We start from the raw sequence: 12,699 nt of genomic DNA, 5'->3' as shown, positions 1-12,699 counted from the left end.
GGGCTTATGGTATTAGTTATCCTTTATATCGGCATTGTCCCGATTCATAATAAGTAATCACAGATCAAACAGCGTCGGTTGCTCCGTCAACAGATTGCCCAGAAAGCTGCGTCTATGCATCTTTGTAGGTCCTAGCGCCAAAATTTGTTCCCTATGCAACTTGGTAGCGTAACCTTTATGTATACCGATCCCATATTCCGGATACTTCGCATCCCATTCACCTTTGCACAGCCGATCACGGGTTACCTTGGCGATGATAGAGGCCGCCGCAATAGACTGACTATTCGCATCTCCTTTAATAATAGCGAGCTGAGGAATAGGCACATCTACCTTTTCTGCATCCACCAGTAAATAATCAGGAGACACATGTAAAGCCTCAATAGCCTGCTTCATAGCCAAACGAGCTGCTTGCTTAATATTGATATCATCAATCGTCTGCGCATCTACATAGCCAACTCCTACAGCAATGGCCTTCTCCATAATCAGCTCGTAGTACGCTTCTCTCTTCTTATCCGTCAATTTTTTGGAATCATCCACACCTTCCAGTAACTCACCCACTGGTAAAATGACTGCTGCGGCCACAACATCACCAAACAGGCATCCACGACCTACTTCATCAATACCTGCAATCCGCTCACAAGACTGCTCCCAGCATTTTTTTTCATAATGTAGCATGTCCTTCACTACAATCTCTTTATCTTCCATATTCAATACCTTCCCATCTATATATAGTTTAACGCGTCATTCATGCCGTAGCTCTAGCGATTGAATTCAGCTTACCACAGACCTTCACCGTCCAAAACCCTTTTCTAACTGCCTTCAAATACCAAAAAAAACCTTCCTCCTCTCCGGAGAGATGGGGAAGGTTCTTCCTTGCTACAAAATGCTGTGTTCTGTATCGGTGTACCTGTAGAATCAGTAAGGAGCTTCCAGACTGAACCGTCCCAGCTTCCCTGCACGCAGCTCACGCAAAATGATTTTTGACGCCTTTTCAAGATCCACACGTCCGCCGCTAACAATACAGCCGCGTTTACGTCCGATCGCTTCCATGACGTTGACAATTTCATCAGGATTTTCTGTATCTTCAGGACGTTTGGTGAGCTCAAAGCGCTCTGCCATTACATCCCAATAGTACTGGACCAAATATTTAGTCGCAAAAAAAGCAATATCCTCGACATTCAGAATTTCTTCCTTGATCGCACCTGTAACAGCCAGACGATAGCCTACATTCTGATCCTCGAATTTAGGCCATAGAATACCTGGTGTATCCAGCAATTCAATTTCACCGATCTTGATCCACTGCTGTGCCTTCGTTACCCCTGGACGGTCACCCGTAGCTGCAATATTACGTCCCGCCATTCGGTTGATCAATGTCGATTTACCGACATTCGGAATACCAACAATCAACCCACGCATAGGACGCGGGTTCATTCCCTTCCGAATCTGCCGATCTATCTTTTCCTTAAGCAACAGCTTAGCCTGAATCGGGATTTCTTTTAGCCCCGTTCCAGTTGTGGCATCTACTGGTAAGGCCACATGCCCCTGCTCCTTAAAGTAGGCAATCCATTGCTGTGATACTACGGGGTCCGCCAAATCTGCTTTATTCAATATAATCATTCGCGGCTTGCCTTGCAAAATATCATCAATCATTGGATTTCGGCTGGAGAGCGGCAATCGAGCATCAATCAGCTCAATAACCAAATCAATCAGCTTTAATTTTGCTTCAATTTGGCGGCGCGCTCTGGTCATGTGACCAGGAAACCATTGAATCGTCACCGTCATCACCCCATTGTGCGTAACTCCAACTTTTACTCTTAGGCTCTTAGTTAGGATTACGGCAGCTATGCTGCTTATTAGTTATTCTAGTGGTTAATCCACTGCATATCTTTCGCCGGCCAGAAAATAACGTCAGCCCGACCCACGACTTCTTTCAAATCAATATATCCGATCATCCGACTGTCTGTACTATTGGAACGGTTATCTCCCATTACAAAAATATGCCCAGCCGGAACTTTTCCATCCTTAAACTTCTCATTTGGAAAATTTGTAAACTTGTTGTAAAGCTCGCCATTTTGATGCGCTTCTTCCAAAGGAGCTTTCAGGTAAGATTCCTGAATCGGCTTGCCATTTACTGTAATTGTGTCACCTTCTACCTTGACCGTATCTCCTTCAACGGCAATGACGCGTTTGATAAAGTCTCTTCCTTCCTCCGGCACATGAAACACGATCACTTCGCCTGGTCTAGGGGCACGGAAATCATACAAAATCTCATTCACAATGACGCGTTCTCCGGTATGAAAGTTAGGCTGCATCGACGGGCCATCCACAATAAACGGCTTAAAGAGAAGCCAGCGGATTAAAAAGACAAGCACTAACGCAATAATGATGGCCTTGAGCCACTCAAAAATCTCATTTTTTGGTTTACGCTTGGGCGTACCATCCTGATCAGTTGGCTGCTGTACAGCTCCTTGTCCTACTTCTTGCTCCATAGCTCACTGTCCTCTCTTTACGGTCAATAATCCACAGTTCCCTATGTACGTAGAAAAAACGAAAGGAGCTTGTAACCAAGCCCCTTTCGTTATTCGTTGTATTAACGACGAATTTCTTTAATTCTCGCTGCTTTACCGCGCAGTTCACGAAGATAATAAAGCTTCGCACGACGCACTTTACCACGGCGAGCCACGTCGATTTTATCGATTTTCGGGGAATGAAGCGGGAAAGTTCTTTCCACACCTACACCGTAAGAAATTTTACGAACTGTAAAAGTCTCACTGATTCCACCACCACGGCGTTTAATTACAACACCTTCAAACAACTGGATACGCTCACGAGTTCCCTCAATAACTTTCACGTGCACTTTCAAAGTGTCACCAGGACGAAAGTTAGGCAAATCTTTACGCAGTTGTTCTTCAGTGATCGCTTGGACGATATTCATCTATGACTCCCTCCTTCCGTACAGGTGTTCATGCTTCTTCTGGAAACACAACCGTTTCCTTCATCATCCACAGAGGACCACCGTATTACACACAACAGATGTATTGTATCATGGAGGATACCGCATTGCAACAACAAAAAGGGATTTGACCAAACATTATTTAATTGACTTTATTATAGAACAGGTCACTGCCTGCTTTCAAATCCACTCATGTTTAAAGCGTTTTAATGCTTGTCTTCCAAAAATTCAGCTTTGCGTTGCTCCTCAATCCACACACGCTCCTTGCCTGTCAGTTCAGCTTGTTCCAATAGATCCGGTCGGCGTTCCATCGTGCGACGTAACGCCTCTTGTCGTCTCCAAGAATCAATATTGACGTGATGCCCTGACAGGAGTACATCGGGTACTTTCCAGCCCCGAAACTCCGCAGGCCGGGTATAATGGGGGTATTCCAGCAGCCCCGTACTAAACGAGTCCGTTACCGCACTCGTTTCGTTCCCCAGAACTCCTGGAAGCAACCGTGTCACACTGTCAATGACGGTCATGGCTGGAAGCTCACCACCAGTCAATACATAATCTCCGATAGAAAGCTCATCCGTCACCAAATGCTCTCGAATACGCTCATCATAACCCTCGTAATGCCCACATATAAAAATAAGATGGTCCTCTTTAGCCAGCTCTTCCGCTTTCTTTTGCGTAAAAGTCTCGCCTTGTGGACACATCAAAATGATACGCGGAGATTTTATGTCTGTGTTACGTTCTACCCCTTCAAGTTGGTTAACTTCATCGGCAGTCTCTAATGTTGGTTGCTCTGATTTATCCAACAGCGCTTCCACAGCAGCAAAAATAGGGTCAGGCTTCAAAACCATGCCGCCCCCACCGCCATAGGGCGTATCATCCACTTGTCCGTGTTTGTTGCCGGCATACTGACGAAAATTAACCGCTTGCAGTGATACAATTCCCTTATCCCTTGCTTTTCCCAGAATGCTTGCATTAAATACTCCATCAAACATCTCTGGAAACAGGGTCAGCACATCCACCCGCATTACAGCAGACCTTCCATTAACCGTACCGTAACTCGTTTTTCACGCACGTTTACATCCAAAATAACATCTTCTATATACGGCAATAGCAGTTCCTTGCCTTTAGGCATTTTGACTACCCATACGTCATTGGCTCCCGGAGTCAAAATTTCCTTGACCACGCCGAGCTCATTTCCGTCCTCGGTCACCACTTCCATGCCGACTACTTCATGAAAATAGAATTCATTTTCTTCCAATTCGCCTAACCGCTCAGCAGATACCTTCAACAATGTACCTTTATATTTTTCAACTTCATTAATATTGTGATATTCCTTAAATTTAGCGACAACCATATTTTTTTGAAAACGCGCTGTTTCAACAGTTACGGGGATCGGTGCTTTACCTTCAGCCGGAACAATCAAAAGCTCACTGCCTTTTGCAAAGCGATCCTCTGGAAAATCTGTCGTCGTTAATATTTTTAGCTCCCCACGGATTCCATGGGTGTTCACAATTTTTCCGACATTAAACAATTGTTGCATCGTGTTCCTCCTGCTTGTAATCGGTCCCGCTCCATATCATCTTCATCATGTACGAAAAAGGGTTAGGACATACATCCTAACCCACTTTCGTATATCTTTAAGATATGATGTCTACGGTAACCCGTTTATCCATCTTAACGGCTGCTGATGCAACCACAGTGCGAAGCGCCTTGGCGATACGACCCTGCTTACCAATGATCTTGCCTACATCCTCAGGATGTACACTAAGCTCATATACAACAAGCCGATCCTTCTCCAAGGTCTTCACGGTTACATCTTCCGGATGATCGACTAAAGCCTTAGCAATGATTATCACTAATTCTTCCATGGTTGACCCTCCGTATCAGCACCTTATTTCTGTAGTTTAGACTCATGAAACTTTTTCATTACGCCCGCTTTGCTAAGCAAGTTACGGACTGTGTCGGATGCTTGTGCACCATCTTGCAACCATTTCAGCGCTTTATCTTCATCAATTTTTACAACCGCTGGTACTGTGATTGGGTTGTAGTAACCGATTTCTTCGATAAAACGACCGTCACGCGGGGAACGAGAATCAGATACCACGACGCGATAGAAAGGAGCTTTATGTGCACCCATACGTTTCAGACGAATACGAACTGCCACGAAAATTCACCTCCTTCAAAAAGTAGACTGTATATTGTTATCCATAATTCCAAGGGCCTATTGGCCTTAGCGGAAAGGAAACTTCATACCTTTACCCATACTCTTCAACTGCTTCATAGCCTTGTTTTTGCCACCCTTAGGTCCCATCATATCTGAGAACTGCTTCATCATGCGACGCATTTCGTCAAATTGCTTTATCAGACGATTTACCTCAGCCAGTGATGTTCCACTGCCTACAGAAATACGTTTGCGACGGCTATGATTAATCATGTCTGGGTTTTGCTTCTCCTGTGTGGTCATAGAATGAACGATAGCCTCAATTCGGCCCATCTGTTTGTCATCCACTTTGATATCTTTCATTTGCTTCATGTTGCCCATACCGGGAATCATATCAAGAATCTGGTCGATTGGGCCAAGCTTCTTAACTTGATCCATTTGCTCCAGAAAATCTTCGAAAGTAAACTCGGCATTACGCATTTTCCGTTCCATTTCCTTCGCCTTATCGGCGTCGATATTGGACTGCGCTTTTTCAATCAGGGACAACATGTCACCCATACCTAAAATCCGTGAAGCCATCCGTTCAGGATGAAACGGCTCCATCGCATCCAGCTTTTCACCCAATGTAGCAAACTTGATCGGACATCCCGTTACAGCTTTAACCGATAAAGCTGCACCACCACGAGTGTCGCCATCCAGCTTTGTCAGTACAACTCCCGTTAACTCTAGGCTAGTATTAAAGTGCTCCGCAACGTTAACCGCGTCCTGCCCCGTCATGCTATCTACAACCAGTAAAACTTCATCCGGGTTGACGTTGGTATGAATCTGGCGCAACTCTTCCATGAGCTCTTCATCAACATGAAGACGACCGGCAGTATCTATAATAACGTAGTCATTTCCATTATCCTTAGCATGCTGCAAACCCTGTTTTGCGATTTCCACTGGGCTTGTCTGATCTCCCAGAGTAAATACAGGAGTATTAATCTGCTCCCCAAGAACCTGAAGCTGCTTGATCGCGGCTGGTCTATAAATATCACCAGCTACAAGCAATGGGCGATGATTTTGCTTTTGCAGCAATTTCGCCAGTTTACCAGATGTCGTCGTTTTACCTGCGCCCTGGAGACCCACCATCATAATGACCGTAGGCGGTTTGTTTGCTTTGGCAAGCTTGGCCTGACTGCCACCCATCAACTCGGTCAGTTCCTTGTTCACGATGTCGATGATGACCATGCCTGGCGTAAAGCTGTCCATCACTTCCTTACCAACGGATTTCTCCTTTACCTTGGCAATAAAGTCCTTTACAACCTTGAAGTTAACGTCCGCCTCAAGCAAAGCTAATCGTACTTCGCGCATCGCCTGAGCTACATCATCCTCAGACACTTTTCCTTTACCGCGCAGTTTACTGAATACATTTTGCAAGCGAGTCGATAATCCTTCAAATGCCATACTTTCGCACCTCCTTGTCTACCAGGGTTGTTTGTTCTTAATCTATATGTCCTACAGTTCCTGCAGGCGATTTACAATTTGATGGACATGTTGCAGAGTGCCTTCATCGGACTCACTGATTTTACCGAATGCCTCATACAACGTCTTATTTAATTCATCGAGATCTTGGATTCTGCGCTCATACTTACTTAGCAAACCAAGCTTTTCCTCGTACATTTCCAATACCTGTTCAGCACGTTTAATATGTTCATATACTGCCTGACGGCTAATTTGAAATTCCGATGCAATTTCCCCTAAAGAAAAATCATCATGGAAGTAATATTTTAAAAACATCTGTTGCTTCTCTGTAAGCAGAGGTTCATAGAAGTCAAACAGTCGGTTAATCCGGTTTGTCTTTTCCAGCCGATTCTCCTGACTCATCTTGTATACCTCCATCGTCAAGGAAAAACACTTTACAGTTCTTTTCAACGTTCCTTATGATACCTAAAAGAAAAGAAGATGTCAAGCGTTATCCCTTGTCATACAAAAAAAAGCCGATCCACTGTCCTTAAACGGAAGTACGGATCGACTTTTTACCCATTGTTACTTAAACCCTTACCGGAGTAAGATACAGCAGAACAGCCAGAAAATGAAGTATGCTGCCTGCCAGAACAAACAGATGCCAGATCGCATGGTGATATGGAAATGCCCGCCACACATAGAAAATCGTGCCCAACGTATACATAAGGCCACCTACGAACAATAACGTCATCCCTCCGGCGGGAACAGTCGCAACCAGAGGATTCCAGGCAATGGTGATGAGCCAGCCCATCACAATGTAAAACACGGTAGACATAAACAGGAAGCGCTTGGTGAAGAACGCCTTGAACAACACACCGAACAGTGCAATCCCCCAAATCACTCCAAACAGTGTCCATCCCAGAGTACCTCGCAGTGCAACGAGCATAAACGGGGTGTAGCTACCTGCAATAAACAGGTAAATGCAAGAATGATCGAATATTTCGAACAAATCCTTCATTTTTCCTTCACGCAGGCTATGAAGCAACGTTGAATTGGTGTACAACAGCAGCATCGTAATCCCGTAAATCGTAAAGCTGACGACATGCCAAGTGGTTCCTTTCATGCTAGCAAAAACAATAAGCAACACAAGCGCTGCCACGCTTAAAACGGCTCCAATTCCATGTGTAATGGCGTTGGCTACTTCTTCCCGTCGGGAGTAGGTATAGGTGTTTGCCATCGGTTTTTCACCCGGCTTCCTGATTTATATTTTACATACAAGATACATTACATATACGACATCGACAGACCTCTTGCTTTCATTATACATCTGGGCAAACTTGAACAGCAACAGGATGGCTACTTAGTTATCCCAAACGTAGCATGAAAGCCCACTTTAAACGTATCAGTTCTGTTCTTCCTCGCCTGTAGCAGTTGCTTCGACCGTCTCTTCCTGAATCAATCCCGCGAACAACGCATGAACGAATTGCTCGGAATCAAACGGTTGAAGATCATTCACTTTTTCACCTAAGCCCACCAGCTTAACAGGCAAATTCAGCTCCTGACGGATGGCCACAACAATCCCGCCCTTCGCTGTACCATCCAACTTCGTCAGTACCAGTCCGGTTACACCGCTTTTCTCACCAAACAGCTTGGCTTGGTTAAGTGCATTTTGTCCAGTCGTCGCATCAAGTACCAACAACACTTCATGAGGAGCATCTGGAATTTCGCGTTGAATCACACGGAAAATTTTGTTCAGCTCCTCCATTAGATTGCTTTTATTCTGAAGACGTCCTGCGGTATCACACAACAAAACATCCACTTGACGCTGCTTGGCAGCCTGTACGGCATCAAACATAACCGCAGCCGGATCGGAACCGGATTGCTGCTTAATAACCTCTACACCTGCCCGTTCGCCCCATACCTCCAACTGTTCGATCGCACCCGCCCGGAACGTATCTCCGGCAGCCAACAATACTTTTTTGCCCTCTTGTTTAAAACGATGAGCTAACTTGCCAATGGTTGTCGTTTTGCCGACGCCATTGACTCCCACGAATAGAATAACTGTAATCCCGTCAGGACTCATCTTGAGCTGACTATTGTCATTACCCCGCAGCAACTCGGACAGCTTTTCCGACAATACAGGCTGTAATTCGGATGCATCTTCAATTTTGCGCTTTTTCACTTCTTCTCGCAGGTCTTCAATGAGGTTCATAACCGTGTTGACGCCTACGTCCGCTCCGATCAGAATTTCTTCCAGTTCCTCATAAAATTCCTCATCAATCTTTTTACGGCGAATCATCAAGTCCGTTACTTTTTCAACAAAACCTTTACGTGTTTTTTCCAATCCATCTTTGAACTGTTTTGTGACCGATTCAGTTTTGTTTGCAATGCTTTCCTTCAATTTCCTAAAGAAACTCATGGATTCCCTCCGTTGGTCTGAAAGTATGTTGTTTAATGTCAGGCAATCTCAGCTTCATCGTTGTCCAGCTTGACAGATACGAGTTTGGAAACCCCGCCTTCCTCCATCGTAACCCCGTACAGCACATCAGATTCTTCCATTGTGCCCTTGCGGTGTGTGACTACAATGAACTGTGTCTGCTCCGAGAATTCTCGTAAATACTGGGCAAAACGCACCACGTTTGCTTCGTCCAATGCAGCCTCTACTTCATCGAGTACACAGAATGGAACAGGTTTAACGTGTAAAATGGCAAATAGTAACGCCATCGCTGTTAACGCACGCTCACCGCCCGACAGTAGCTGCAAGTTTTGCAGTTTTTTGCCCGGTGGCTGAGCTACGATGTCAATTCCCGTCTCCAATAAGCGTTCCGGGTCAAGTAACACGAGATCGGCACGTCCGCCTCCGAACAGCTTGGAGAATACCGTTCCAAATTCGCGCCGAATAGCATCGAACGTAGTCTTAAAGCGTTTGGACATTTCTTCATCCATTTCACGAATAACCTGATAAAGTGTTGTCTTGGCCTCCACCAAATCAGACTTTTGCTCATCAAGAAACGTATAACGCTCATGCACACGCTGGTATTCATCAATGGCGCCCAGGTTCACCTCACCCAACGCGGAAATACCACGTTTGAGCCTTTCCACCTCGCTCTGCGTACCTTCAATATCTTCCGGTATAGGGTAACGCTGCTTGGCTAACTCATAGCTGAGTTCATAATCATCACTTAATTTTTTCAGAACGTTTTCCAGTTCCACATCAAGTCGATTTACTCCAATTTCCGTTTGACGAAGCAACTCCTCCACTGACTTGAGCTGAATTCGCTGTTCTTTTGTATCGTTTTCAGCCACTTCAAGCTTTTTGGACAAGCTGCTGCGTGCAGCCCGCTTGAATTCCAGTTGCTGTGCGGCTTCTTCCTTTTTCAAACGGTATTGATTGAGATTTTCAATCTGTTTCACAGTCTCCTGCTCATTGGTCAGCAAATCTGCTTCAATGGAAGCAAGTAAGGTCTTGTTTTGTCTCGAATCCTTACCAAGAGTATCATAATCCCCACGCAATCTGCGCAACTGCTCTTCCAATGAAAAACGCTCCTGGTCCAGCTTTCCTTCTCTTACCTTGAGATTCGTGAGTTCCCCCTGCAGCTGCTCTTTGGCAGATTCGTTGGCTTTACGGGCAAATTCGGCAGCGTGAATAGCTTGATGCGTTTTCTTTTCTTCTTCCTCCAGCGCAGCCAACTTTACCAACGCTTCTTCACGGGAAGTTTCCAGCTCCTTGATTTCCTGATCAAAGCCCTTTTTCTCCTGACCAGACGCAGCGACCTGTTCCAGAACATGACGAAGTTCATGCTCCAGTTGTTTGAGCTCCATAGCCATCTGCTGCTCTTCACCACGCTTCACATCACCGCCCTGACGTAGCTCGTCCAGACGGATCTGTGTCTCTTCCAACTGGCGTTTGGTATCTATTGCACTCTGGCGCAACCTTGCAATTTGCTGCTCCGTATCTACAATGTCTTGATCCAACTGATCCAACTGACGTTTGCGTCCAAGCAGATTAGCATTTTTCTTGAACTGGCTTCCCCCAGTCATGGAACCCCCTGCATTGACAACATCGCCTTCCAAAGTGACAACGCGGTATCTATATTGGCAACGAGCCGCAATACGGTTTGCGTCTTCCAACGTACGAGCAATGACCACATTCCCCAAAAGACTGCCTACAATTCCGGCATATCGATCATCATACTGAACAAGATCTGCACCGATCCCGACAAAGCCTTCGGCTCCTTCTGCAATTTGGCGTTCTCCCGCGCCGATTTGACGCGGGCGGATAACATCCATAGGCAAAAATGTTGCTCTGCCCAGTTGACGTTGCTTTAGAAAACTAATTGCCTGTCTGGATACGGATTCATTTTCCATCACAATATGCTGAACTGAAGCACCCAAAGCGGTTTCCATCGCCTGCTCTAAATGCTCAGGCACCCGAATCAGCTCTGCTACCGCTCCATGCACACCGTGCAAGGTTTCTTTTCGTGCAGCCTTCAATACCTCTTTAACTCCAAGCATGAAGCCGTCAAAGTCATCCTGCATTTCCTTCATTGTATCTCGCCGTGAAATTTGAGCCTCACGTTTTTGTTCCCATTTACGAACTGTACCCTGGTTTTCTTCCAAAAGTTTTTGTAGGGCCTGGTACTTTTCACTTCCCTGAATATAGCCACTACGCAAACTACTGATTTCCTGCCCCAGCTTCTGAACCGCAGCTTCCAATCCCTTTTTGCGCTGTTCAAGTTGTACTTTCTGGGCTTCCCATTTGCCGGATTCGTCACTTACACGAGTCACACGCCGTTCCAATGCTTCCTTCTGTTGGTCTGTATAACGGATTTCGTTACGCGCCTGCGCCATCTGATTCATCAGCTCCAGCAGACCACCCTTTAGGCTTTCTTCCTGCTCCTGGCTGATTCCGCCTGTAACTCCAATCAGTTTGGCCTCTTCGTCAGACAGCCGTGCACGCAACTCGTCAAGCTCTACATTCAGTGCAGACAGCTTTTCGTTCAGCTGATCCAGTTCACTCTTGCGCTCGGAATGCCGTGATTCGCTTGTGCTAAGTGATAAGATCAGCTGTTCCCGATTAGCCGCCAGATTGCGTGTGCGCTCTTTGAGCAATTCGCCGTAGCCTTCACTTTTCTCCGTCGCTTCACTGTATTGCAGCAGATCCCTTTGCAACTGTTCTACCTGCTCTTCCAGCTGGCGTAATTCGTTGCGGTCGCTTTCCAGCATCGCATCATGGCGGGAGACCACCGTAGACAACTGAAGTTGCTCCTGCTGCAGCAAAGCTAATTTGGAAGTCGCATCGCTCCACGAAGTATGAATTTGTTCAATTTGATGGACGTACATAGAGATTTCTTTTGATTTCAATTCACCGCGTAGCTCTTTAAAATGAATCGCCTTTTCAGACTGCTCCTTAAGCGGTCCAATCTGATCTTCCAGTTCACTAACTAAATCGTGAATACGCAGCAAATTTTGCTCCGTCTCATCCAGCTTGCGAACCGCATCTTTTTTACGGGATTTATATTTTACGATACCCGAGGCTTCCTCAAAAATACCTCGACGATCCTCAGATCGAGTACTTAGGATTTCTTCAATGCGTCCCTGCCCAATAATGGAATAAGCTTCTTTACCAATCCCTGTATCCATAAACAGCTCTGTAATATCTCGGAGTCTGCATGATTGCCGATTAATGAAATATTCACTATCCCCACTTCGATGTACACGTCGCGTTACCGTGACTTCACCAAAATCCAGAGGCAACGCCTGATCTTCATTATCCAACGTAAGCGATACTTCACCGTAATTAACAGCCTTACGAGCATCACTACCTGCAAAAATAATGTCCTCCATTTTGCCGCCACGCAGTGATTTGGCACTCTGTTCGCCCAGCACCCAACGAATCCCGTCGGAAATATTACTTTTTCCGCTTCCGTTAGGTCCGACGACTGCCGTAATGCCGCGGACAAATTCCATTTCCGTTTTATCTGCAAACGATTTGAAGCCCGCCAGCTCAATGCGCTTTAAAAACATGCTCAATCTCACCTCTAACATTTCAAATATGCTTGTACAACACCGTTTACCTGATTGATATGAATTATCCCTATTGTAGCATAAACTAGCTTGTTTAAAGCACAGTACCAAC

Annotated in this window: 13 protein-coding genes; all 13 read right to left on the bottom strand. The window is 45.6% G+C overall.

The genetic code is table 11. From position 1 onward, the window contains the following. Positions 1-57 precede the first annotated feature (57 nt). Positions 58-705: a ribonuclease HII gene (locus MKY75_RS09375; RefSeq protein ID WP_318626675.1), complete on the bottom strand. Its 648-nt coding sequence runs from the start codon at positions 703-705 to the stop codon at positions 58-60. Positions 706-915: 210 nt separating this feature from the next. Next, on the bottom strand, positions 916-1,776 hold the full coding sequence (gene ylqF / locus MKY75_RS09370; RefSeq protein WP_029514994.1) for a ribosome biogenesis GTPase YlqF: 861 nt from the start codon (positions 1,774-1,776) through the stop codon (positions 916-918). 86 nt (positions 1,777-1,862) lie between these two features. Then, positions 1,863-2,489 (bottom strand): signal peptidase I, encoded by a 627-nt coding sequence (lepB, locus tag MKY75_RS09365; RefSeq protein WP_029514995.1) that lies wholly within the window; start codon positions 2,487-2,489, stop codon positions 1,863-1,865. 101 nt (positions 2,490-2,590) lie between these two features. After that, positions 2,591-2,935 carry a 50S ribosomal protein L19 gene (gene rplS, locus MKY75_RS09360; RefSeq protein WP_010346403.1) on the bottom strand — a complete coding sequence of 115 codons (345 nt, stop codon included), beginning with the start codon at positions 2,933-2,935 and terminating at the stop codon, positions 2,591-2,593. 224 nt (positions 2,936-3,159) lie between these two features. Continuing rightward, entirely contained in the window at positions 3,160-3,978 is an 819-nt protein-coding gene (trmD, locus tag MKY75_RS09355; protein WP_209948026.1) for a tRNA (guanosine(37)-N1)-methyltransferase TrmD, read from the bottom strand. Then, on the bottom strand, positions 3,978-4,493 hold the full coding sequence (rimM, locus tag MKY75_RS09350; RefSeq protein ID WP_013309864.1) for a ribosome maturation factor RimM: 516 nt from the start codon (positions 4,491-4,493) through the stop codon (positions 3,978-3,980). The genes trmD and rimM overlap by 1 nt, the downstream gene beginning before the upstream one ends. Positions 4,494-4,590: 97 nt before the next feature. Then, positions 4,591-4,821, bottom strand: a complete 231-nt coding sequence (locus MKY75_RS09345; RefSeq protein ID WP_013309863.1) for a KH domain-containing protein — start codon at positions 4,819-4,821, stop codon at positions 4,591-4,593. 23 nt (positions 4,822-4,844) lie between these two features. Continuing rightward, positions 4,845-5,117, bottom strand: coding sequence for a 30S ribosomal protein S16 (gene rpsP, locus MKY75_RS09340; protein ID WP_013309862.1), 273 nt, complete (start codon positions 5,115-5,117; stop codon positions 4,845-4,847). Positions 5,118-5,183: 66 nt separating this feature from the next. Next, positions 5,184-6,560, bottom strand: coding sequence for a signal recognition particle protein (gene ffh / locus MKY75_RS09335; protein WP_069011393.1), 1,377 nt, complete (start codon positions 6,558-6,560; stop codon positions 5,184-5,186). Between the two features lie 51 nt (positions 6,561-6,611). Next, positions 6,612-6,980 carry a putative DNA-binding protein gene (locus tag MKY75_RS09330; RefSeq protein WP_029514999.1) on the bottom strand — a complete coding sequence of 123 codons (369 nt, stop codon included), beginning with the start codon at positions 6,978-6,980 and terminating at the stop codon, positions 6,612-6,614. A 166-nt stretch (positions 6,981-7,146) separates the two neighbouring features. After that, positions 7,147-7,797, bottom strand: a complete 651-nt coding sequence (gene trhA / locus MKY75_RS09325; protein WP_025721713.1) for a PAQR family membrane homeostasis protein TrhA — start codon at positions 7,795-7,797, stop codon at positions 7,147-7,149. Positions 7,798-7,962: 165 nt separating this feature from the next. Beyond that, positions 7,963-8,979 (bottom strand): signal recognition particle-docking protein FtsY, encoded by a 1,017-nt coding sequence (gene ftsY / locus MKY75_RS09320; RefSeq protein ID WP_025721714.1) that lies wholly within the window; start codon positions 8,977-8,979, stop codon positions 7,963-7,965. A 38-nt stretch (positions 8,980-9,017) separates the two neighbouring features. Beyond that, the gene (smc, locus tag MKY75_RS09315; RefSeq protein ID WP_340885080.1) at positions 9,018-12,587 is read right to left on the bottom strand and encodes a chromosome segregation protein SMC; all 3,570 of its coding nucleotides are present in this window, start codon (positions 12,585-12,587) and stop codon (positions 9,018-9,020) included. Positions 12,588-12,699: the final 112 nt, after the last annotated feature.

Origin of the sequence: Paenibacillus sp. FSL L8-0663, assembly GCF_038008125.1 — a bacterium.
GTDB classification, from domain to species: Bacteria; Bacillota; Bacilli; order Paenibacillales; family Paenibacillaceae; genus Paenibacillus; species Paenibacillus polymyxa_D.
The sequence above is the reverse complement of the archived record's forward strand: the minus strand, read 5'-3'. Positions and strand labels throughout refer to the sequence as shown.

Bases quoted from the DNA above. Each gene is read 5' to 3' on its own strand.
- MKY75_RS09375 (WP_318626675.1), bottom strand. From the start codon at position 705: ATGGAAGATAAAGAGATTGTAGTGAAGGACATGCTACATTATGAAAAA.
- lepB (WP_029514995.1), bottom strand. From the start codon at position 2,489: ATGGAGCAAGAAGTAGGACAAGGAGCTGTACAGCAGCCAACTGATCAG.
- rplS (WP_010346403.1), bottom strand. From the start codon at position 2,935: ATGAATATCGTCCAAGCGATCACTGAAGAACAACTGCGTAAAGATTTG.
- trmD (WP_209948026.1), bottom strand. From the start codon at position 3,978: ATGCGGGTGGATGTGCTGACCCTGTTTCCAGAGATGTTTGATGGAGTA.
- rimM (WP_013309864.1), bottom strand. From the start codon at position 4,493: ATGCAACAATTGTTTAATGTCGGAAAAATTGTGAACACCCATGGAATC.
- MKY75_RS09345 (WP_013309863.1), bottom strand. From the start codon at position 4,821: ATGGAAGAATTAGTGATAATCATTGCTAAGGCTTTAGTCGATCATCCG.
- ffh (WP_069011393.1), bottom strand. From the start codon at position 6,560: ATGGCATTTGAAGGATTATCGACTCGCTTGCAAAATGTATTCAGTAAA.
- MKY75_RS09330 (WP_029514999.1), bottom strand. From the start codon at position 6,980: ATGAGTCAGGAGAATCGGCTGGAAAAGACAAACCGGATTAACCGACTG.
- trhA (WP_025721713.1), bottom strand. From the start codon at position 7,797: ATGGCAAACACCTATACCTACTCCCGACGGGAAGAAGTAGCCAACGCC.
- ftsY (WP_025721714.1), bottom strand. From the start codon at position 8,979: ATGAGTTTCTTTAGGAAATTGAAGGAAAGCATTGCAAACAAAACTGAA.
- smc (WP_340885080.1), bottom strand. From the start codon at position 12,587: ATGTTTTTAAAGCGCATTGAGCTGGCGGGCTTCAAATCGTTTGCAGAT.